At 72.5% G+C, this 19554-nt stretch carries 20 protein-coding genes; 9 read left to right on the top strand and 11 right to left on the bottom strand.

The features are described 5' to 3' along the window. Nucleotides 1-70: 70 nt before the first annotated feature. Both LUZ64_RS04745 and serB read left to right on the top strand, forming a co-directional pair. Nucleotides 71-1789, top strand: coding sequence for a streptophobe family protein (locus LUZ64_RS04745; protein WP_211304905.1), 1719 nt, complete (start codon nucleotides 71-73; stop codon nucleotides 1787-1789). Between the two features lie 83 nt (nucleotides 1790-1872). Beyond that, a complete protein-coding gene (serB, locus tag LUZ64_RS04740) occupies nucleotides 1873-3105 on the top strand; it encodes a phosphoserine phosphatase SerB (RefSeq protein WP_095578655.1) in 1233 nt (410 codons plus the stop codon). Nucleotides 3106-3292: 187 nt separating this feature from the next. Here the strand turns inward: serB and LUZ64_RS04735 are convergent, their stop codons facing one another. From LUZ64_RS04735 to fabG, 7 genes are all read right to left on the bottom strand, one after another. Then, a complete protein-coding gene (locus LUZ64_RS04735) occupies nucleotides 3293-3811 on the bottom strand; it encodes a SixA phosphatase family protein (protein WP_095578654.1) in 519 nt (172 codons plus the stop codon). A gap of 125 nt (nucleotides 3812-3936) precedes the next feature. Beyond that, nucleotides 3937-4164, bottom strand: a complete 228-nt coding sequence (locus LUZ64_RS04730) for a hypothetical protein (RefSeq protein WP_095578653.1) — start codon at nucleotides 4162-4164, stop codon at nucleotides 3937-3939. 149 nt (nucleotides 4165-4313) lie between these two features. Further along, nucleotides 4314-4430, bottom strand: coding sequence for an SGM_5486 family transporter-associated protein (locus LUZ64_RS37055; protein WP_095578652.1), 117 nt, complete (start codon nucleotides 4428-4430; stop codon nucleotides 4314-4316). Between the two features lie 137 nt (nucleotides 4431-4567). Continuing rightward, complete coding sequence (locus tag LUZ64_RS04725; protein ID WP_095578651.1) at nucleotides 4568-5860, bottom strand: CynX/NimT family MFS transporter; 1293 nt, start codon at nucleotides 5858-5860, stop codon at nucleotides 4568-4570. Nucleotides 5861-6004: 144 nt separating this feature from the next. Beyond that, complete coding sequence (locus LUZ64_RS04720; RefSeq protein ID WP_095578650.1) at nucleotides 6005-6319, bottom strand: hypothetical protein; 315 nt, start codon at nucleotides 6317-6319, stop codon at nucleotides 6005-6007. Between the two features lie 134 nt (nucleotides 6320-6453). Beyond that, entirely contained in the window at nucleotides 6454-7224 is a 771-nt protein-coding gene (gene fabI / locus LUZ64_RS04715; protein ID WP_058045009.1) for an enoyl-ACP reductase FabI, read from the bottom strand. A 5-nt stretch (nucleotides 7225-7229) separates the two neighbouring features. After that, nucleotides 7230-7949, bottom strand: a complete 720-nt coding sequence (gene fabG / locus LUZ64_RS04710; protein ID WP_095578649.1) for a 3-oxoacyl-[acyl-carrier-protein] reductase — start codon at nucleotides 7947-7949, stop codon at nucleotides 7230-7232. Nucleotides 7950-8121: 172 nt separating this feature from the next. Here fabG and LUZ64_RS04705 point away from each other — a divergent pair, with 172 nt between their 5' ends. The 3 genes from LUZ64_RS04705 (at nucleotide 8122) to tyrS (ending at nucleotide 12633) form a co-directional block, all read left to right on the top strand. Then, on the top strand, nucleotides 8122-9690 hold the full coding sequence (locus tag LUZ64_RS04705; protein ID WP_095578648.1) for a TldD/PmbA family protein: 1569 nt from the start codon (nucleotides 8122-8124) through the stop codon (nucleotides 9688-9690). Further along, nucleotides 9687-11078, top strand: coding sequence for a metallopeptidase TldD-related protein (locus LUZ64_RS04700; protein WP_095578647.1), 1392 nt, complete (start codon nucleotides 9687-9689; stop codon nucleotides 11076-11078). Before LUZ64_RS04705 ends, LUZ64_RS04700 begins: the two co-directional genes overlap by 4 nt. Before the next feature lie 130 nt (nucleotides 11079-11208). Continuing rightward, nucleotides 11209-12633 carry a tyrosine--tRNA ligase gene (gene tyrS, locus LUZ64_RS04695; protein WP_095578646.1) on the top strand — a complete coding sequence of 475 codons (1425 nt, stop codon included), beginning with the start codon at nucleotides 11209-11211 and terminating at the stop codon, nucleotides 12631-12633. A 149-nt stretch (nucleotides 12634-12782) separates the two neighbouring features. Here the strand turns inward: tyrS and LUZ64_RS04690 are convergent, their stop codons facing one another. Further along, nucleotides 12783-13061, bottom strand: coding sequence for a GlsB/YeaQ/YmgE family stress response membrane protein (locus LUZ64_RS04690; protein ID WP_095578645.1), 279 nt, complete (start codon nucleotides 13059-13061; stop codon nucleotides 12783-12785). A gap of 234 nt (nucleotides 13062-13295) precedes the next feature. On the opposite strand from LUZ64_RS04690, the gene LUZ64_RS04685 reads away from it, so the two are divergent. Both LUZ64_RS04685 and LUZ64_RS04680 read left to right on the top strand, forming a co-directional pair. Continuing rightward, on the top strand, nucleotides 13296-13682 hold the full coding sequence (locus LUZ64_RS04685; RefSeq protein ID WP_095578644.1) for a DUF3099 domain-containing protein: 387 nt from the start codon (nucleotides 13296-13298) through the stop codon (nucleotides 13680-13682). Between the two features lie 291 nt (nucleotides 13683-13973). Then, the gene (locus LUZ64_RS04680) at nucleotides 13974-14198 is read left to right on the top strand and encodes a hypothetical protein (protein ID WP_095578643.1); all 225 of its coding nucleotides are present in this window, start codon (nucleotides 13974-13976) and stop codon (nucleotides 14196-14198) included. Between the two features lie 60 nt (nucleotides 14199-14258). On the opposite strand, the gene moaA is transcribed toward LUZ64_RS04680, so the two are convergent. The 3 genes from moaA to LUZ64_RS04665 form a co-directional block, all read right to left on the bottom strand. Beyond that, complete coding sequence (moaA, locus tag LUZ64_RS04675) at nucleotides 14259-15248, bottom strand: GTP 3',8-cyclase MoaA (protein WP_232389987.1); 990 nt, start codon at nucleotides 15246-15248, stop codon at nucleotides 14259-14261. A gap of 124 nt (nucleotides 15249-15372) precedes the next feature. Beyond that, nucleotides 15373-17019, bottom strand: coding sequence for a monocarboxylic acid transporter (locus LUZ64_RS04670; protein WP_095578641.1), 1647 nt, complete (start codon nucleotides 17017-17019; stop codon nucleotides 15373-15375). Next, entirely contained in the window at nucleotides 17016-17396 is a 381-nt protein-coding gene (locus LUZ64_RS04665) for a DUF485 domain-containing protein (RefSeq protein WP_232389988.1), read from the bottom strand. Before LUZ64_RS04665 ends, LUZ64_RS04670 begins: the two co-directional genes overlap by 4 nt. A 229-nt stretch (nucleotides 17397-17625) precedes the next feature. On the opposite strand from LUZ64_RS04665, the gene LUZ64_RS04660 reads away from it, so the two are divergent. Together LUZ64_RS04660 and LUZ64_RS04655 are read left to right on the top strand one after the other, a co-directional pair. Continuing rightward, nucleotides 17626-17769 (top strand): hypothetical protein, encoded by a 144-nt coding sequence (locus LUZ64_RS04660; protein WP_232389989.1) that lies wholly within the window; start codon nucleotides 17626-17628, stop codon nucleotides 17767-17769. A gap of 225 nt (nucleotides 17770-17994) precedes the next feature. Then, nucleotides 17995-19539 (top strand): S8 family peptidase, encoded by a 1545-nt coding sequence (locus tag LUZ64_RS04655; protein WP_095579370.1) that lies wholly within the window; start codon nucleotides 17995-17997, stop codon nucleotides 19537-19539. Nucleotides 19540-19554 lie beyond the last annotated feature (15 nt).

The following is a 19554-nucleotide window of genomic DNA, read 5'->3' as shown; positions in this document are numbered from 1 at the left end:
AGAGTAGGTACCGCCACGGATGCGTACGGATCATGCGCAATCCGGGCACCGGTCGGCAACGGGGGGCGCCATGACCAAGGGCAGCGATGTGCGGCAACCACGCGGCCGGATATCCGCCGCGGAGCTTCTCCTTTCCTCCATAGCGGCTGTGAGCTGGGCTTTTCTCGCCATGGCCGGAATTTCGGCGCTGGGTCTGCATCTTCTGGGGGCGGATACGGCGGGCGCGCTCGGTCCGATGACGGCGGCGGTCGTCGTCCTGGCGGTGGGCGGATCCGTCACCCCATCGGGTGCGGTGGAAGCCTTCGGTCTGAAGGGCGCGGCGGCGCACACCGCCATCGAGATCGCGCCACTGGGCGTGAGCCTGGCGGGCGCGCTCCTGCTGGGAACGATCTTCGCGCGATCGCTGCGGTCGGCCGGGGCCACGGTGCGCGCCGGTGAGCTCGTGCTGCGCATGGGCGCGGTGGCCGTGCTCTTCCTGCTGCTGCTCGGCGGGCTGGCCTGGGCCGGGGAGGACAGCGTCACCATCGACGGGGCGGGCCTCGGCCTCGGCGGGACCGGGGGCGGCACCGGCGGCGGGCCGGGTCCGGTGATCCCCGGCATAGGCGACCTGGGGAACATCGGCGGTCTCCCCGACCGGCTCGCGGGGCTGGCCGACGCCAAGGCGTCCGTCGGGTTCTCGGTGCGGACCGGGCCCTCGCTGGCCGGTGGCGCCGGCTGGGTGCTGGGCGTCCTGCTGATCACGCTGCTGGCCGCGCGCCGGGCCCCGCTCCCGCGTGGCTGGGAGCTTCTGCACCGGAGCGTGCGCCCGGCGGTCTCGGCGCTGTGCGCCGTGCTGGTCCTCGCGGTCGGCGCCGGGCTGGCGGCGGCGCTCTACGCGGCGGCCTCCGACGACCACCCGGGACGGGTGCTGGGGGCGGCGCTGCTCGGCGCGCCGAACGGCGTGTGGCTGGGGCTGCCGCTCGGGATGCTCGTCCCCTGGCGCGGCACCGCGACCGGGGCGCTGGCGCGGATGCTGCCGTCCCCGCTCGACGAGCTGCTGACCGCCCGTATGAACGAGTCGGTGACGCTGGGGCGGCTCGCGGAGCTGGATCCCCGGGTGTGGCTGCTGGCCGTGGGCTGCGCGCTGCTGATGCTCGCGGCCGGGGTGCTCACCGCCGTCCGTACGCCCCGGGGCGCGCTGACGCCGGCGCGGTTCGCCGCCCGGTGCGCGGTGGCGCTGGGGGCGGCGACGGCCGTGGCGCTGCCGGTGCTGGTGCTGGTGACCCGGGTACGGGTGGACGCCGGGCTGTCCGTGCTCGGCTTCGACGCCTTCGGGGCCGGGCTGGACCTGCGGGGCAGCGTTCCCGCGGCCGTGGGCCTGGGCGCGGTCTGGGGTGCCGGGGCCGGGGCGGCCGGCGGGCTGCTGGCGTTCGCGGCCGGGGCGGCGGGGCGGCGCGCGACCCGGTTCGCGCCGGGGCACGCGGATTCCCGTACGTATCCGGCCCTGGCCTATCTGCCGGGGCCGTACAACCCCTCGCCGGTGTACCGGCCCGCGCACGACGACACCAACCCGTACAAACGCCCGGACCCGCGGCAGCCGCTCGACGACCGCTCCAGCGCGCCCACCCAGACCGGCCGCCCGGTGCCGCCGCTCCGGCCCCGGCGGCGGTCCCGGGGCGGTTACGCGTACGGCACCTCCATGCCGGACGGGGGGCCGCCGCCTCCGGGTCCGCCACCGGCACCGCCACAGCGACCACAGGGGCCCGCGGGGCCACCGGGACCTCCGGGGCCACCGCCGGGGCGTCGTTAACGCCGAGTCCGTCCAGTCTTCGCCGTCCGGCCGGTGGGACACCCGTACGGTTCCGGTGCGGGTGCGGATACGGTTAGAGGACCATGAGTGCATCGCAGACCTCGCCTGCCACCTCCGTCACCGGTGACGACGTACCGACTCTCCTCGTCAAGATCTTCGGGAAGGACCGGCCGGGCATCACCGCCGGGCTCTTCGACACCCTCGCCGCCTACGCCGTCGACGTCGTCGACATCGAGCAGGTCGTCACCCGGGGCCGGATCACCCTGTGCGCCCTGGTCGTCGCGCCCTCCGGGGGCGCCACGGCGGAGGGCGAACTGCGGGCGACCGTGCACAGCTGGGCGGAGTCGCTGCACCTCCAGGCGGAGATCATCTCGGGCCGGGGCGACAACCGGCCGCGCGGCACGGGACGTTCCCATGTCACCGTCCTCGGTCATCCGCTGACCGCCGAGTCGACCGCGGCCATCGCCGCGCGCATCACCGGCACCGGCGGCAACATCGACCGCATCTTCCGGCTGGCGAAGTTCCCGGTGACGGCCGTGGAGTTCGCGGTGTCGGGCGCGGAGACGGAAGAGCTGCGCACCGCGCTGGCCACCGAGGCCGCGGCGCGCGGGGTGGATGTGGCGGTCGTGGCGGCGGGTCTCCAGCGGCGGGCCCAGCGTCTGATCGTGATGGACGTCGACTCGACGCTGATCCAGGACGAGGTCATCGAGCTGTTCGCGGCGCACGCGGGCTGTGAGGCCGAGGTCGCGGAGGTCACCGCGCGGGCGATGCGCGGCGAGCTGGACTTCGAGCAGTCGCTGCACGCCCGGGTGGCGTTGCTGGCCGGGCTGGACGAGTCCGTGGTGGACAAGGTGCGGGCCGAGGTCCGGCTCACGCCCGGCGCCCGCACCCTGATCCGGACGCTGAAGCGGCTCGGCTACCAGGTGGGAGTGGTCTCCGGCGGCTTCACGCAGGTCACGGACGACCTCCAGGAGCGGCTGGGCCTGGACTTCGCCTCCGCCAACACCCTGGAGGTGGTGGACGGCCGGCTGACCGGCCGGGTGACCGGGGAGATCGTGGACCGGGCGGGCAAGGCCCGGCTGCTGCGCCGGTTCGCCGCCGAGGCGGGCGTCCCGCTCGCCCAGACCGTGGCGATCGGGGACGGCGCGAACGACCTGGACATGCTCAACGCGGCGGGTCTGGGAGTGGCGTTCAACGCGAAGCCGATAGTGCGGCAGGCGGCGCACACGGCGGTGAACGTGCCGTTCCTGGACACGGTGCTGTATCTGCTGGGCGTCACCCGGGAAGAGGTCGAGGCGGCGAACACGCACGAGTGAGGGCGCGGGCCGGAACGGGCATCACCGGTTCCGGGGACCGCCCGGAACCGGTCCTCGGGTCGCCGGGGCCGGTCCACACCCACCGGCGGCCGGGCCCCGGGCGGACCGCCCCCGGAGGGCCGGACGGGCCCGGTCCGGGAGCGATCACCGAACCGGTCCGGCGTCCGGCGGCAGCGCGTACGACGCGCTAGGCGTTCGGGCTCCAGAACGCGACCAGCCGGCCCACGCCGTGCTCGACGCTCTTCCAGGAGCCGGTGAACGTCAGGACCGCCATCGCGGACGTGGGGAACCCGGAACGGTTCATCCGCGGCAGCAGATCGGCCTCCGCCTCCCCCGCCAGGGCGTCGGCCAGGGCGTGCATCCCGGGGTTGTGCCCGATCAGCAGCAGGTCCCCGACCTCGTCGGACACCTCGTTGACCACCGCGATGAGCTCGCCGAGCGAGGCTTCGTAGAGCCTGTCCTCATAGACCGTCCGGGGGCGCTGCGGCAGCTCCGGGACGGCGAGCTTCCAGGTCTCGCGGGTGCGGACGGCGGTGGAGCAGAGAGCGAGGTCGGGGACGATGCCGGAGCCGGCGAGCCAGCGGCCCGCGACCGGGGCGTCCTTGCGGCCGCGGTCCGTGAGGGGACGCTCATGGTCGTCCGCGTCGGACCACTCGGCCTTGGCGTGCCGGAGAAGAACAATCCTGCGGGTCGGTTCGGCGCTCATGTTTTCCAGCTTCGCATGAAAAGCACGGCGAGGCGCGGGGTGTTGGGAGGCTTCCTCCCCCTGACCTCCACGGAACCTCCCCCCGGCCTCCGTCCGGCCTCCCCCGCCGGCCGCCGGCGCGACCGTCAGGCGGCCAGGCGGCCGAGCGCGTGCTGGACGAAGTCCACGACGCGGGCGACGGTGCCGGGCCCCGCGGTCCCGGCACCCGGTTCCACGGCGTCGGTGGCCGAGGCCGGTGACGTCAGCAGGGCGAGCAGGGTCACGAACGCCACCACGGGCAGCACGAGGGCCCACCAGGGCAGCCTGGTCTGCGCGGTGCCGGGGCGGATCCGGGCTTTCGTACCGGCGGACATGGAATCTCCTCCGAGGGGTTCGGCGCACCGCTTCTTCGCGGTGCACTACGAACCTACGGAGCGCGGCGCCCCGCTCCCATCCGGAGGACCACCCACTTCACCCTGAGCCCAGCCCCCTAAGGGACGGTGGGGCTACCCCCACCCTCGCGTCAGGGGGACGCGAGGGTCGCGATGACCGCGATGACGACGGTGATGCCGAGCATCGCGCCGAGGATGGTGAGCAGCATCTTCTGCCCGTTTTTGGGGTTCGGGTCCAGGACTGGCATGGCTCCAGTGTCGCACCGGCCGACGGGCGCCGGACAGCAGGGTCATACCTCACGGTCGGGGGCATATCCCTCGGCCGGGGCGGTCCCGCGGGCCGGGGCCCGGACTCCCGCCACCGCGGCGGGTCCCGCCGCCGGCGTCAGATCTCGTCCTCGACGACGCGGTCGCGGCCCGCCAGTACGCCCGCCACCGCCTGAGGCACCATCAGGGCGGCCATCAGGGCGATCGGCACGTCCCAGCCGCCGGTGGTCTCGTTGAGCCAGCCGACGAGCAGCGGGCCGGGCATGGCGAGGAGGTAGCCGACGCTCTGGGCGAAGGCGGACAGCCGGACGACGCCGGCGCCGGTCCGCGCCCGCATCCCGATCATGGTCAGGGCCAGGGAGAAGGCGCAGTTGGAGAGGCCCAGCAGGATCACCCAGGCCCAGGCGCCGCCGGCCGGGGCCAGCCACAGCCCCGCGTACCCGGCCAGGCCGCAGACCGCGAGGGCGACGGCCAGGACGCCCTGGTGGGCCAGCCGCGCGGCGAGGCGCGGCAGGAGGAAGGAGAGGGGGACGCCCATCAGCATCGTCACCGCGAGCAGCACCCCGGCGGTGGCGGCGGGGACGCCCGCGTCCCGGAAGATCGCCGGCAGCCAGCCCATGGCGATGTAGGCGCTGGTGGCCTGGAGGCCGAAGAAGGCGGTCAGGGCCCAGGCGGTGGGGCTGCGGGTGATGCGGGTGCGCGAGGTGCCCTCCGCGGCTCCCGGGGCAGGGGTCGCGGCCCGGTTCCTGCGGTCCCGGACGGTGATCACGGCCCAGGGCAGCACCGCGAGGACGGCGAGCGCGGCCCAGGCGAGGAGCCCGAGCCGCCAGCCGCCGCCCAGCGCCCCGGTGAGCGGGACGGTCGTGGCGGCGGCGAGCGAGGTGCCGGCGGCGACGGCCATCGTGTAGAGCCCGGTCATGGGTCCGATGCGATCGGGGAACCAGCGCTTGACGACCACGGGCATCAGGACGTTGCCGACGGCTATGCCGGCGAGGGCGAGCGCGCTGAGCGCGAGGAAGCCGGGGACGCCGCCCAGGAACGGCCGCAGGGCGAGGCCCGCGGCGGTCGCGGCCATCCCGGCGCACACCACCCCGGCCGGTCCCCAGCGGCGGGACAGCCGGGGTGCCGCGAGCCCGAAGGCGGCGAAGCAGAGGGCGGGCACGGAGGTGAGCAGGCCCGCGACGGCGCCGCTCATGCCGAGGCCGGCGCGCACCTCCTTCAGGAGCGGGCCGAGGCTGGTGACGGTGGGCCGGAGGTTGAGCGCGGCGATGACGAGGGCCACGACGAGGAGACCGCCCCGCGCGCCGCCGGAGGGCCGGGAGTCCGTGCCGTCGGGGCCGGGGCGCGTTACGCCGTCCGGGGGAGGGGCGGCGGGCCGGGGCGAGATCAGTTCTTCGTCCATGTGTGCCATGAACGCATCATGCCCGCGTTGTCATCCGGGGGACGAAGACGAGGGGAGGGCGGGCCGATCGCCCGCGGCCGGGCCGGCGGGACAGGAGCACGCACGCACGGACGGACAGGCGGACGGGCGGGCCGGTCACTCGAACCGGCGGGGTCAACCGGGCTGGTGCGTCACCCAGGCCCGGCGTATCTCCAGCCAGCAGCGCTGGGTGAGGGAGACGTGCCGGGCCGGTTCGACGGCGGCCGGGGCGGTGTCCATGTCCGGGTCCCACCAGCGGGCGCACTCGACGTGCAGCTGCACACGGTCGGGGGTGGAGTTGCCGTTGAAGCAGTCGGCCCTGGCGTGCGAGCCGTGGACGCGGGTGCCGCACTCGGCCTGCGGCGCCGCGCGGGCGGCGGGTCCCAGGGTCACGGTGAGCGCGGCGGCGGTGCACAGCAGCGCGGCCGTACGGCGGAACGGGTTCCTCATCGCCGGTGCGCCTCCTCCCGCCCCGAGGGTCCCCTCCCCCAGTGTGCGGGCGCGGGCCCGGCCGCACGACCCGGGAACGTGGAAGGCCCGCCCGGACGTCTCCGTCCGGGCGGGCCTTCCCGAGGTGCCGGGGGTCAGGCACCCATCATGTGCACGCCGCCGTCGACGTGGACGATCTCGCCCGTGGTGCGCGGGAAGAAGTCGGACAGCAGACCGACGACGCCGCGGCCCGCCGGCTCCGGGTCGGCCAGGTCCCAGCCGATCGGGGCGCGGTGGTTCCACACGTCCGCGAGCTCCTCGAAGCCCGGGATGGACTTGGCGGCCATCGACTTGATCGGACCGGCGGAGACCAGGTTGCAGCGGATGCCCTTGGGACCGAAGTCGCGGGCGAGGTAGCGGTTGGTGCCCTCGAGGGCGGCCTTGGCCACGCCCATCCAGTCGTACTTCGGCCAGGCGATCTGCGCGTCGAAGGTCAGACCGACGATCGAGCCGCCCTCGCGCATCAGCGGGAGCAGGGCCATGGCCAGCGACTTGTAGGAGTACGCCGAGACCTGGACGGCCGTGGAGACGTCCTCCCAGGTGGCGTCGAGGAAGGTGAAGGCGCCCTGCGGGCCGAAGGCGATGGAGTGCACGATGCCGTCGAGGGCCACGCCCTCGCCGAGGTGCTCGCGCACCTTGTCGGCCAGGCCGTCGAGGTGCTCCTGGTTGCTGACGTCCAGCTCGATGACCGGGGCGGGCTTCGGCAGTCGCTTGGCGATCCGCTCGACCAGGGAGAGGCGGCCGAAACCGGTCAGGATGACCTCGGCGCCCTCGTTCTGGGCGACCTTGGCGGCCTGGAAGGCGATCGACGACTCCGTGAGGACGCCGGTGACCAGGATGCGCTTGCCTGCGAGGATTCCACTCATGACGTTCAGTGACCCATGCCCAATCCGCCGTCGACAGGAATGACGGCTCCAGTGATGTATGCGGCCTCGTCCGAGGCGAGGAAGCGGACCGAGGCGGCGATCTCCTCGGGCTGCGCGTAGCGCGCGAGCGGAACCTGCTTGGTGATGCCCTCGCGCTGCTCGTCGCTGAGCACGCGGGTCATGTCGGTGTCGACGAAGCCGGGGGCGACGACGTTGCAGGTGATGTTCCGGGAGCCGAGCTCACGGGCGATCGAGCGGGCGAAGCCGACCAGGCCGGCCTTGGAGGCGGCGTAGTTGGCCTGACCCGCCGAGCCCAGCAGGCCGACCACGGAGGAGATCAGCACGATGCGGCCCTTACGGGCGCGCAGCATGGCCCGGGAGGCGCGCTTGACGACCCGGAAGGTGCCGGTGAGGTTGGTGTCGACGACGGAGGTGAAGTCGTCCTCCGACATGCGCAGCAGCAGCTGGTCGCGGGTGACGCCGGCGTTGGCCACCAGCACCTCGACCGCGCCCTGCTTCTCCTCGATCTCCTTGTACGCCTGCTCGACCTGCTCGGGGTCCGTGATGTCGCACTTCACGGCCAGGCACCCCAGATCCACGAGGGCGGCCGGCGGCTCACCCGAGCGGTAGGTGATCGCGACCTTGTCGCCCGCTTCGGCGAAGGCGCGCGCGATGGCGAGGCCGATGCCCCGGTTTCCTCCGGTGACGAGAACCGAGCGGCTCAAGGGACCACCCTTCCTTCACGTATAGCTGCCATATCGGACTGCTGATCGTCTGTACCGTACGAAAACTATCTGGCCGGAGCACGCTACGTGCAGCCCGCCTCAAACAGGAGCGCATCGTGGTCACTGTTGGGTCCCTACAGAAAACACTGGTCAGTGGCGGATCCGGCGCGACATGATTCACAGCGACGACCCCTGGGAGGACCCTGTGCCCCATCCGACACCCCACTCCGTCGACGAGTCATTCCTCGCCCTGCCGCTGCGGCCGCTGGCCGACGCGGCGCTCGCGCGTGCCCGCGCGCTGGGCGCCGAGCACGCGGACTTCCGCTTCGAGCGGGTGCGCAGCGCCTCCTGGCGGCTGCGCGACGCCCGGCTGTCGGGCTCCTCGGACACCACCGACGTCGGTTACGCCGTGCGCGTCGTGCACGGGGGCTGCTGGGGCTTCGCGGCGGGTGTGGACCTGACGATGGACGCCGCGGCGCGGGTGGCCGGGCAGGCCGTGGCGATGGCGAAGCTGTCCGCGAAGGTCATCGCGGCGGCCGGGTCCGACGAGAGGGTCGAGCTGGCCGACGAGCCGGTGCACGCCGACCGGACGTGGGTCTCCTCCTACGAGGTCAACCCCTTCGAGGTGCCGGACGCGGAGAAGACCGCCCTGCTGGCGGAGTGGAGCGCGCGGCTGCTGGCGGGCGAGGGCGTCGCGCACGCGGACGCGTCGCTGCTCACGGTGCAGGAGAACAAGTTCTACGCGGACTCCGCCGGCACGACCACCACCCAGCAGCGGGTCCGGCTGCACCCGCAGCTGACGGCGGTCGCGGTGGACCCGGCGGGCGGCGGCTTCGACGCGATGCGCACCCTGGCGCCGCCGGCCGGCCGGGGCTGGGAGTACCTGACGGGCACCGGCTGGGACTGGGACGCGGAGCTGGCGGAGATCCCCTCGCTGCTGGCGGAGAAGATGAGCGCGCCGAGCGTCCGCGCCGGGGCGTACGACCTGGTGGTCGACCCGTCCAACCTGTGGCTGACGATCCATGAGTCGATCGGCCACGCCACCGAGCTCGACCGGGCCCTCGGCTACGAGGCGGCGTACGCGGGCACGTCGTTCGCGACGCCCGACAAGCTGGGCACCCTGAAGTACGGCTCGGAGATCATGAACGTGACGGGCGACCGGACCGCCGAGCACGGCCTGGCGACCGTCGGCTACGACGACGAGGGCGTGGCGGCCCAGTCCTGGGACCTCGTCAAGGACGGCGTCCTCACCGGCTACCAGCTGGACCGCCGGATCGCGAAGCTCACCGGCCTGGGCCGGTCCAACGGCTGCGCCTACGCCGACTCCCCCGCGCACGTGCCCGTACAACGGATGGCGAACGTCTCGCTCCGGCCGGCGCCGGACGGCCCCTCGACCGAGGAGCTGATCTCCGGGGTGGAGAACGGTATCTATGTGGTCGGTGACCGGTCCTGGTCCATCGACATGCAGCGGTACAACTTCCAGTTCACCCAGCAGCGGGCGTACGCGATCCGCGACGGGCGGCTGGCCGGGCAGCTGCGGGACGTCGCCTACCAGGCGACGACCACCGACTTCTGGGGCTCCATGACGGCCGTCGGCGGGCCGGAGACCTATGTCCTCGGCGGCGCGTTCAACTGCGGGAAGGCACAGCCGGGGCAGATCGCCGCGGTCTCGCACGGCTGCCCGTCGGCCCTTTTCCAGGGCGTCAACATCTTGAACACCACCGAGGAGGCGGGTCAGTGAGCCGTCGGAACAAGCCCCACGAGATCGTCGAGCGTGCCCTGGAGCTGTCCCGCGCCGACGGCTGTGTGGTGATCGCGAGCGAGGAGTCCACCGCCAATCTGCGCTGGGCCGGCAACGCCCTGACCACCAACGGCGTCACCCGCGGCCGTACGCTCACCGTGATCGCGACCGTCGACGGCGCGGAGGGCACCGCATCCGGTGTCGTCTCCCGGTCGGCGGTCACCGCGGCGGAGCTGGAGCCGCTGGTGCGGGCCGCCGAGGACGCCGCGCGGCAGGCCGGGCCGGCCGAGGACGCCCGGCCGCTGGTGACGGGCGTGCCCGGATCCGCCGACTTCACGGAGGGGCCCGCGGAGACCTCCTCCGCGGTCTTCGACGCCTTCGCGCCCGCGCTCGGCGAGTCCTTCGCCCGTGCCCGCGCCGAGGGCCGCGAGCTCTACGGCTTCGCCCACCACGAGGTCTCCTCGCACTACCTCGGCACCTCGACCGGCCTCCGGCTCCGTCACGACCAGCCCACCGGCACGCTGGAGCTGAACGCCAAGTCCCCGGACCGGCTGCGCTCCGCCTGGGCGGGCCGGGCCACCCGGGACTTCCGCGACGTCGACCCGTCGGCGCTGGACGCGGACCTCGCGCGCCGGCTCTCCTGGGCGGAGCGGCGGATCGAGCTGCCCGCCGGGCGGTACGAGACGCTGCTGCCGCCGACCGCCGTGGCCGACCTGCTGATCTACCAGCAGTGGTCGGCGGCGGCCCGGGACGCGGCCGAGGGCCGTACGGTCTTCTCCAAGCCGGGCGGCGGCACCCGGATCGGCGAGAAGCTGTCGCGGCTGCCGCTGACCCTGAGCAGCGACCCGGCCGCCGAGGGCCTGGAGTGCGCGCCCTTCGTGCTCACCGCGAGCTCCGGCGACGACGCGTCCGTGTTCGACAACGGCCTGCCCCTGGGCCGTACGGACTGGATCCGCGACGGGGTGCTGGAGCACCTGGTGACCACCCGGCACAGCGCCGCCCTGACGGACCTGCCGGTGGCCCCGTTCGTCGACAACCTGATCCTGGACGGGGGCGGCACCCGCTCGCTGGACGAGATGGTCGCCGCCACCGAGCGCGGCCTGCTGCTGACGTGCCTCTGGTACATCCGCGAGGTCGACCCGGCGTCGCTGCTGCTCACCGGGCTGACCCGGGACGGCGTCTATCTGGTGGAGCACGGCGAGGTCGTCGGCGAGGTCAACAACTTCCGCTTCAACGAGTCGCCGGTCTCGCTGCTCTCCCGCGCCACCGAGGCCGGGCGGACGGAGCGGACGCTGCCGCGCGAGTGGGGCGACTACTTCACCCGTGCCGCGATGCCCGCCCTGCGCGTGCCGGACTTCAACATGAGCTCGGTCAGCCAGGGGGTGTGACAGGCGGGGCGCGCGACCGGTCCGAATAGACTGGTCCGCGTCCGCCCCGTCCCCGCCGCCGGGCACTCCGTGCCCCGCGCCCCACCCGCTTCACCTTCATCGATCCTTCCCACCGATCACCAGGAACGTCATGACACGCCTCGGCGAATCCGTCGCCCGCGCCAGCGAGCTCCTCGCGCAGGACCTCTCCTCCGACCAGACCGTCCAGCGGCTGCTCACGGAGACGGGCGCGCGGCGCTATCTCGATCTGACGGATCTGTCGGCGAAGGAGCAGGCCGAGCTGATCGCCTCGCGCACGGTCGAGGTGCTGCCGGGCGTGGCGAAGCTCGCCGAGCGCATCGACGCGCGGAAGGCCGAGGGCAAGGGCCTCTCGATCAAGCTGGGCATCGACCCCACCGCGGCCGACGTCCACCTCGGGCACGCCGTGCCGGTGATCATCCTCAGCCGGTTCCAGCGCATGGGCCATGACGTCACCCTGCTCATCGGTGACTTCACGGCCAAGATCGGCGACCCCACGGGCCGTACGGCGGAGCGCCCGCCCCTGACCGACGAGGACATCGCGAAGAACCTCGCGGGCTACCGCGAGCAGGTCCGCCCGTTCTTCGACTTCGAGAAGGTCACGTTCGTCCAGAACAGCTCCTGGCTGGCGCCGTACACCTTCCCGGAGCTGCTCGGTCTGCTCTCCCAGGTGCCGGTCTCGCAGCTGCTCCAGCGCGAGGACTTCCGCACCCGGCTGGCGGCCGGCTCGGGCCTGTCCATGGCGGAGCTGCTCTACCCGATCGCACAGGGCCTGGACTCGGTCGCGCTGGACTGCGACGTCGAGCTCGGTGGCGCGGACCAGCTGCTCAACCTCCAGATGGGCCGCAAGCTGATGGAGCTGCGGGGCCAGAAGCCGCAGCTCGTCGTCACGATGCCGCTGATCGAGGGCACGGACGGCACGGGCGCGAAGATGTCCAAGTCCAAGGGCAACTACGTGGGTCTGACCGCCCCGGCCGACGATGTCTTCGGCAAGATCATGTCGGTGCCGGACCGGCTGATGGAGCCCTACCTCAAGGCCTGGACCGAGTGGACGGACCAGGAGGTCGCCCTGGTGCTGGCCCGGGTCGAGGAGCGGTCGCTGCACCCGATGGACCTCAAGAAGGTCCTGGCCGGCGAGGTCGTGACGGCGCTGTACGGCGTCGAGGCGGCCATGGCGGCGCGGGCCGGGTTCGTCGCGCAGTTCTCGAAGAAGAGCTTCACCGACGTGGAGTCGCTGCCCGTGGTGGAGCTGGCGGAGCACGGCGCGGAGGCCGCGACGACGGTGCTCAGCCAGGTCCTGGGCTTCCAGCCGAGCGCCTCGGCCGCGCGCCGGGTCGCCAAGCAGAACGGTCTGCGGCTGATCGTGGAGCACTCGGGCGGCCAGGAGTCGGTCGTGCTGGCCGAGGCCGCGGCCATCCGCCCGCTGGCGGAGGTCGTCAAGGAGACCCTGGCCACCGCGGCCGGGGCCGGTGCGGCCGAGGTCACCGGGGTGTACCTCAAGGCCGGCCGGAAGATCGCGCAGCTCGGCGGCGTCTGAGCGGCTCAACGGCGTCCGAGCGGGCTCTACGGAGCCCGCCGGGACAGTGGTTCCACGGGTCCAGGGGCGGTCCGGTACGCGTGCGGTGCGTACCGGGCCGCCCCTGGCGTTCCGTGCCCGCCCTCGCGCCCGTGATCCGGGGCGCGGGCTCAGGCGTGGGTTCTCTTCCCGCCTCGCATCCCGACCCACAGCCGGTCGCCGATGGCGACCACGAGGACCGCGCCCGCCAGCTGGAGCAGGTGCCTGCCCCAGTCGACGCCCTTGGTCTCGTTGATGCCGAGCCCGGTGGCCGCCCAGTTCCCGAGAACGCTGCCGATCATGCCGAAGATGACCGTCAGCCAGAGTGGGATCTGCTGTTTGCCCGGCAGGATCGCCTTGGCTATGAGGCCCAGGACCAGACCCACGATGATTGCCCACAACCAGCTCATGTCGCCTCCTCGTGCGGCGCGATATGGCGTGCTCCGCCATTCTGGGGCCGCTGTCCCTACGCCGCACTTCGGACCGTGGCGTACACCGTCCGTACGGGCTTCGTCCCAGGTCGTGGCGGCGGTCCCCGGGGGATCCGGGGGTGCCCCGGTCTCGTCGCCGGACCGGGCCGGGCGTAACGTGGAATACGTCCTGGACAGAGGCGCTTCGTCGCGGCGATCGGGTGGTGGAACGTGATGCGGAAGCAGGGCGGGGCGGAGGTCTTCAGGATCACCGGGGCCCGTCGTGGGCTGGCCGAGGACGTACGCGGCCGCCAGCGCCGGTACGTCGTCTCGATGCTGATCCGCACCCTCTCGGTGGTGCTCACCGTGGTGCTGTGGAACGTCGAGCGCTATGTGGCCATAGGCACGCTCGTCCTGGGCGCGCTGCTGCCCTACGTGGCGGTCGTGATCGCCAACGCGGGCCGGGAGAACGCCCCTTCGCTGCCCGGTACGTTCGTGCCCGCGCCGACCCGTCCGGTGCTGCCGCCCCCGCCGCCCGCGGACATGGCGGAATCGGGGTCGGAATCCGGCCGCCGGGCGGCGGCGTCGCCCTCCGGCGATCAGGGGCGTGACCACGACTGATGCGCCGCGGGGGCGGAAAGCGCCCGCGGGCACTGCGCCAAGCTCAAGAAAACCTCAGATCAATCATGTGGTTTCAGTGCCGCGCGCCGGGCACCCCGTGACATACTTCCTAAGCGCTCCGCATCCCCCGTCGGAGCGACAGACCGACGCCGGGCGGCTCCCCCCGTGGCTGCCCGGCGTCGCCGTGTGTCCACCCGGGTGTGTGTCCCTCCGGGCCGTGCGTCCGCGCACGGGCCACCGTGACCGGCCGGGACTTTCGGGGGACATGGGGCCGGGACGTACAGTCGGGGTGTGAACTCCCCTGATGACGCCGTGATCTGTTCCGCCAAGGGCTGCCGCGCCGCGGCGGTGTGGGTGCTGGCGTGGAACAACCCGAAGCTGCACACCCCCGAGCGCCGCAAGACGTGGCTCGCGTGCGAGGAGCACCGTGAGCACCTGTCCAACTTCCTTGATCTCCGGGGGTTCCTCAAGGACGTGGTGACGCTGGCCGAGTGGGAGGCACGGCCCTCCTCGTAGCCGCGGCCCTCCTCGTGGCCGGGGTCCTCCTCGTGGCTGTGGTCCGGGCGGCGGGAGCCGTCAGCCGCCGATCGCCGACATCGGCCGCTGCGGCTGGAGGAACGCGGGGTCGTCGAGGCCGGAGCCGGCCTTCTTGCCCCACATGGCCCGCCGCCACAGCCCGGCTATCTCCTCGTCCGTGGCGCCGGAGCGCAGCGCTCCGCGCAGATCGGACTCCTCGCGCGCGAACAGGCAGGTGCGCACCTGGCCGTCGGCGGTGAGACGGGTGCGGTCACAGGCGGCGCAGAAGGGGCGGGTGACGGAGGCGATCACCCCGACCCGGGCGGGGCCGCCGTCGACCCGCCAGCGCTCGGCGGGGGCGGAGCCGCGCTCGGTGCCGCCCTCGGGGGTCAGCTCGAAGCGGGTGCGCAGGCTCGCGAGGATGTCCTCGGCGGTGATCATGCCGTCGCGCTTCCAGCCGTGCTGGGCGTCGAGCGGCATCTGCTCGATGAAGCGCAGCTCGTAGCCGTTGTCGACGGCCCAGGCGAGGAGGTCGGGCGCCTCGTCGTCGTTGAGGCCGGGCATCAGGACGGCGTTGACCTTGACCGGGGTGAGCCCCGCGGCGCGGGCCGCGGCGAGGCCGTCCAGGACGTCCTGGTGGCGCTTGCGCCGGGTCAGCGTCCGGAAGACGTCGGGGCGCAGGGTGTCGAGGGAGACGTTGACGCGGTCCAGGCCGGCGTCCGCGAGCGCCTGGGCGGTACGGGCCAGCCCGATGCCGTTGGTGGTGAGGGACATCCGGGGGCGGGGCCGCAGGGCCGCGCAGCGCTCGACGAGGGAGACGAGGCCGGGGCGGAGCAGGGGCTCGCCCCCGGTGAAGCGGACCTCGGTGATGCCGAGGTCGGTGACCGCGACGCGGATGAGGCGGAGGATCTCGTCGTCGGTGAGCAGGTCGGGCTTGGCCAGCCAGCTCAGGCCTTCCTCGGGCATGCAGTAGGTGCAGCGGAGGTTGCAGCGGTCGGTGAGGGAGACGCGTAGATCGGTGGCGGTGCGGCCGTAGGTGTCGATGAGCACGGTGACGGCCCCTCCCGCGGACTGGCGACGGCGATGCGTTCGATGCTCCGCAGCGTACGCGATGCCCCTGGGGTTCAACAGATCGTTGAACCCCAGGGGCATCGGCGGGGCCGGTGCGGGCGGGTCAGTGCGCGCCGTATCCGGTGAGCGAGCGGACCTCGAGCTCGGCGTACTTCTTGGCGTCCGGCTGCTCCCGGCTGAGCAGGGAGCCGAGCCAGCCGAGCAGGAAGCCGAGCGGGATGGAGACCAGGCCCGGGTTGGCGAGCGGGAAGTAGTCGAAGCTCATCCCGGGGAAGAGCGCCTTGGGGTTGCCGGAGAGGACCGGCGAGAAGATCACCAGGGTGACGGAGGAGATCAGCCCGCCGTAGATCGACCACAGCGCGCCCTGGGTGGTGAAGCGCTTCCAGAAGAGGCTGTAGAGGATCGTGGGGAGGTTGGCGGAGGCGGCCACGGCGAAGGCCAGGGCGACCAGGGCCGCGGCGTTGAGCCGGTGGGCGAAGATCCCGAGCGCGATGGAGACGGCGCCGATGACGACGGCCGCGCACTTGGCGGTGAGGATCTCCTCCTTCTCGCTCGTGCGGCCCCGGCGGATGACGTTGGCCCACAGGTCGTGGGCGAAGGACGCGGACGAGGCGAGGGTGAGCCCGGCGACCACCGCGAGGATGGTCGCGAAGGCGACGGCCGAGATCACGGCGAGGAGGATCGCGCCGCCGGTGGACCCCGCGCCGCCGCCGATCTCCTCGGCGAGCAGCGGGGCCGCGGTGTTGCCGGACTCGTTCGAGGCGGTGATTGTTTTGGGGCCGACGAGCGCGGCGGCGCCGAAGCCGAGCGCGATGGTCATCAGGTAGAAGGCGCCGATGATGCCGATCGCCCAGTTCACGGACTTACGGGCGGCCTTGGCGGTGGGCACGGTGTAGAAGCGGATGAGGATGTGCGGCAGGCCCGCGGTGCCGAGGACGAGCGCCAGGCCGAGCGAGATGAAGTTCAGCTTGGAGGTGCCGTCCTTGCCGTACTGGAGGCCGGGTTCGAGGAACGCCTCGCCCTTGCCGCTCTGCTTGGCGGCCTCGCCGAGGAGGGAGGAGATGTTCCAGTTGAACTTGTTGAGCACGAGGACGGTGATCAGCAGGGTGCCCGCGATCAGCAGGACGGCCTTGACGATCTGCACCCAGGTGGTGCCCTTCATACCGCCGATGGTCACGTAGAGGACCATCACCAGGCCGACCAGGCCGATGATCCAGCGACGTGACCCCTCGCCGGTGGCGCCCAGCAGGAGGGCGACGAGGGCGCCGGCGCCGACCATCTGGGCGAGCAGGTAGAAGATCGAGACGACGATGGTCGAGGTGCCCGCGGCGGTGCGTACGGGCCGCTGCTTGAGCCGGTAGGCGAGCACATCGGCCATGGTGAAGCGGCCGGAGTTGCGCAGGGGTTCGGCGACCAGCAGGAGGGCGACGAGCCAGGCGACGAGGAAGCCGATGGAGTAGAGGAAGCCGTCGTAGCCGAAGAGCGAGATGGCACCGGCGATGCCGAGGAAGGACGCGGCGGACATGTAGTCGCCGGAGATGGCCAGGCCGTTCTGGAATCCGGTGAAGGAGCGGCCGCCGGCGTAGAAGTCGGTGGCGTCCTTGGTCTGCCGGCCGGCCCAGACGGTGATGGCGAGGGTCGCGGCGACGAAGACCGAGAAGAGCGTGATGATCAATGTGCGGTGTTCCCCGGCCCCGGCGGTGGCGGCCAGGGGGTGACCGAGGGCAAGGGTGTGCAGGTCGCCGGTCATTCGCCGCCCTCCAGACGGGCCCGGAGGGCCTCGGCCCTGGGGTCGAGCTTCGCGGCGGCGTGCCGGGAGTACCACCAGGCGATCAGGAACGTGGTGAGGAACTGGCCGAGGCCGAGAACGAAGGCGACGTTGATATGACCGACGACGGTGGTGTCCATGAAGTCGCCCGCGTAATTGGAGAGCAGGACGTACAGCAGGTACCAGGTGACGAAGGCGAGGGTGAGCGGAAAGGCGAACGAGCGCTGGGCGCGGCGCAGTTCACCGAACTCGGCGCTCGCCTGTACGTCGCTGAAGCGGTCGGGTTCGGCCGAGGGGCCCGGGACACCGGGGCAGCCCGGCTCCTCCGGCTCCTGGGTGGCGGTCGGTGCGGTGTCCACGATCTCTCCTGACAAAGGGGTGCGCGGGCGCGAGCCGTCGGGCTTGTGATTCGGATCACGCATCGTAGAGCCAGGTCGCAGTATGGCGACAGGGGGGCGGTGAACGAATTCGTCAAGAGCCGCCGTACGGGCGACACCGCCCGCCCGCCCCCTCGTTGACCCTGGTGTGAGCGACGCGTCACCCCCTCCCCCGCCGTCCCCCGGTCGCCGGCCGTTCGGGATCGTCAGGTTGACGGCGCCCATAGCGTCGGTGGCCGGACCGTCCTCCGGGCGGGCGGCCGCGATCCCGAGAGCGGGCCGCTGGTACGGGCCGCGGGTGCCGCTGCCGCCGCTGAGCATCGAGGCGTTGCGCGACGCGGGCCTGTCACCCTGAGCCGGGGCGGGGCGGGACGCCGGGAAGCGCGGGGACCCGCCACCGGCCCTTTCGCGGGCCCGAAGGGCCTTCATTTGATACCGATTCGGTGCCGTGCGGGCCCATCACCGGTCTTTGTCCCCGGAATTCATTGCTCCGGACCGGTGATCGGCGCTAGCTTCACTCGTCATGTACCCGTCCGCGCGCGGCACGCGCCCGGCGGTTTTCGGATGATGTGGAGAACCCATGGCTCATCTGCGCTCCAGACGGCGCCACGCCCTGCTGGCCGTCCCCGTCGGAATCGCCCTCACCGCCTCGCTCGGCTTCCTGCCCGGGGCGGCGTCCGCCGCCCCGCGGGACACGACGGCGAAGACCGCGGTCACCACGGACGGCCCCAAGCTGTCGTACGTCGTCAACACCGGCACCGACCGCGCCACGCTCACCAAGGTGAAGAAGGCCGTCAAGGCGGCCGGCGGCTCCATCGTCGAGAGCTACGACCGGATAGGCGTCATAGTCGCCCACTCCGGCAACCCGGAGTTCGCGAAGACGCTCCGTGCCGTCCCGGGCGTCGCCTCCGCGGGCGCCACCCGCACCGCGCCGCTCACCCCGGCCGCCACCACGGACGTCGGCAAGCCCGAGAAGCTGAAGCTGCCCAAGGGCAGCGCGCTGAGCGCGAACCGCCAGGCCGCCGACGGCAAGGAGCCCCTGGAGAGCCTCCAGTGGGACCTGCCGGCCATCAAGGCGGACCAGGCGGCGAAGATCAACCCGGGTAGCCGCAAGGTCACCGTCGGCGTCATCGACACGGGCGTGGACGACACCCACCCCGACCTCGCGCCGAACTTCTCGGCCGCCCAGTCGGCCAGCTGCGTCACCGGCAAGGCCGACACCACGCCCGGCTCGTGGCGTCCGTTCGACCCCGAAGAGGACTACCACGGCACGCACGTGGCCGGCTCCATAGCCGCGGCCCGCAACGGCGCCGGCATCGCCGGTGTCGCGCCGAACGTGAAGGTCTCCGCGATAAAGGTCTCCACGCCCGGGAAGAGCCTCTTCTACGCCGAGAGCGTGGTCTGCGCCTTCGTCTTCGCCGCCGACCACGGCGTCGCGGTGACGAACAACAGCTACTACGTCGACCCGTGGCTGTTCAACTGCGCGGACGACGCCGACCAGAAGGCGATAGGCGAGGCCGTCGGCCGGGCCGCGAAGTACGCCCAGGGCAAGGGCATCGTGAACGTCGCCTCCGCCGGCAACTCCAACTTCGACCTGGCGGCCAAGGAGATCAACGACACCTCCAGCCCCAACGACACCACGCCGGTGCCGCGCAAGGTGGACCCGTCGAAGTGCCTGGACGTCCCGGCCCAGCTGCCGGGTGTGGTCACGGTCTCGGCGACCGGCCCGAAGGCGCTGAAGTCGTACTACTCCAATTACGGTCTGAACCAGATCGACGTGGCCGCCCCCGGTGGCGACAAGTACCAGGTCCCCGAGCTGCCCGCCAAGGACGGCCGCATCCTCTCCACGATGCCGGGCGGCGACTGGGCCTACCTCCAGGGCACTTCGATGGCCGGCCCGCACGTGGCCGGTGTGGCGGCGCTGCTGAAGAGCACGCACCCCAAGTCGAGCCCGCAGGAGATCCAGTGGCTCCTCAAGGCGCAGGCCGACAACCCGGGCTGCTCCACCACCCCGTACGACCCGGACGGTGACGGCAAGATCGACGGCACCTGCACCGGCACCAAGCACGTGAACAACTTCTACGGCTACGGCATCGTCGACGCCCTGGACGCGGTCCAGAAGTGACGCACCGGTCGTAAG

The sequence above is a fragment of the Streptomyces albireticuli genome, assembly GCF_021228125.1.
Taxonomy (GTDB): Bacteria; Actinomycetota; Actinomycetes; order Streptomycetales; family Streptomycetaceae; genus Streptomyces; species Streptomyces albireticuli.
This window is presented reverse-complemented; position numbering and strand designations above follow the sequence as displayed.

What these genes read in the sequence shown, in the direction of transcription:
- LUZ64_RS04690 (WP_095578645.1), bottom strand. Translation starts at nt 13,061, where the DNA reads ATGAGCTGGTTGTGGGCAATCATCGTGGGTCTGGTCCTGGGCCTCATA.
- tyrS (WP_095578646.1), top strand. Translation starts at nt 11,209, where the DNA reads ATGACACGCCTCGGCGAATCCGTCGCCCGCGCCAGCGAGCTCCTCGCG.
- LUZ64_RS04730 (WP_095578653.1), bottom strand. Translation starts at nt 4,164, where the DNA reads ATGTCCGCCGGTACGAAAGCCCGGATCCGCCCCGGCACCGCGCAGACC.
- LUZ64_RS04655 (WP_095579370.1), top strand. Translation starts at nt 17,995, where the DNA reads ATGGCTCATCTGCGCTCCAGACGGCGCCACGCCCTGCTGGCCGTCCCC.
- LUZ64_RS04670 (WP_095578641.1), bottom strand. Translation starts at nt 17,019, where the DNA reads ATGACCGGCGACCTGCACACCCTTGCCCTCGGTCACCCCCTGGCCGCC.
- LUZ64_RS04705 (WP_095578648.1), top strand. Translation starts at nt 8,122, where the DNA reads ATGATTCACAGCGACGACCCCTGGGAGGACCCTGTGCCCCATCCGACA.
- serB (WP_095578655.1), top strand. Translation starts at nt 1,873, where the DNA reads ATGAGTGCATCGCAGACCTCGCCTGCCACCTCCGTCACCGGTGACGAC.
- LUZ64_RS37055 (WP_095578652.1), bottom strand. Translation starts at nt 4,430, where the DNA reads ATGCCAGTCCTGGACCCGAACCCCAAAAACGGGCAGAAGATGCTGCTC.
- LUZ64_RS04735 (WP_095578654.1), bottom strand. Translation starts at nt 3,811, where the DNA reads ATGAGCGCCGAACCGACCCGCAGGATTGTTCTTCTCCGGCACGCCAAG.
- fabI (WP_058045009.1), bottom strand. Translation starts at nt 7,224, where the DNA reads ATGAGTGGAATCCTCGCAGGCAAGCGCATCCTGGTCACCGGCGTCCTC.
- LUZ64_RS04685 (WP_095578644.1), top strand. Translation starts at nt 13,296, where the DNA reads ATGCGGAAGCAGGGCGGGGCGGAGGTCTTCAGGATCACCGGGGCCCGT.
- LUZ64_RS04725 (WP_095578651.1), bottom strand. Translation starts at nt 5,860, where the DNA reads ATGGCACACATGGACGAAGAACTGATCTCGCCCCGGCCCGCCGCCCCT.
- LUZ64_RS04720 (WP_095578650.1), bottom strand. Translation starts at nt 6,319, where the DNA reads ATGAGGAACCCGTTCCGCCGTACGGCCGCGCTGCTGTGCACCGCCGCC.
- LUZ64_RS04745 (WP_211304905.1), top strand. Translation starts at nt 71, where the DNA reads ATGACCAAGGGCAGCGATGTGCGGCAACCACGCGGCCGGATATCCGCC.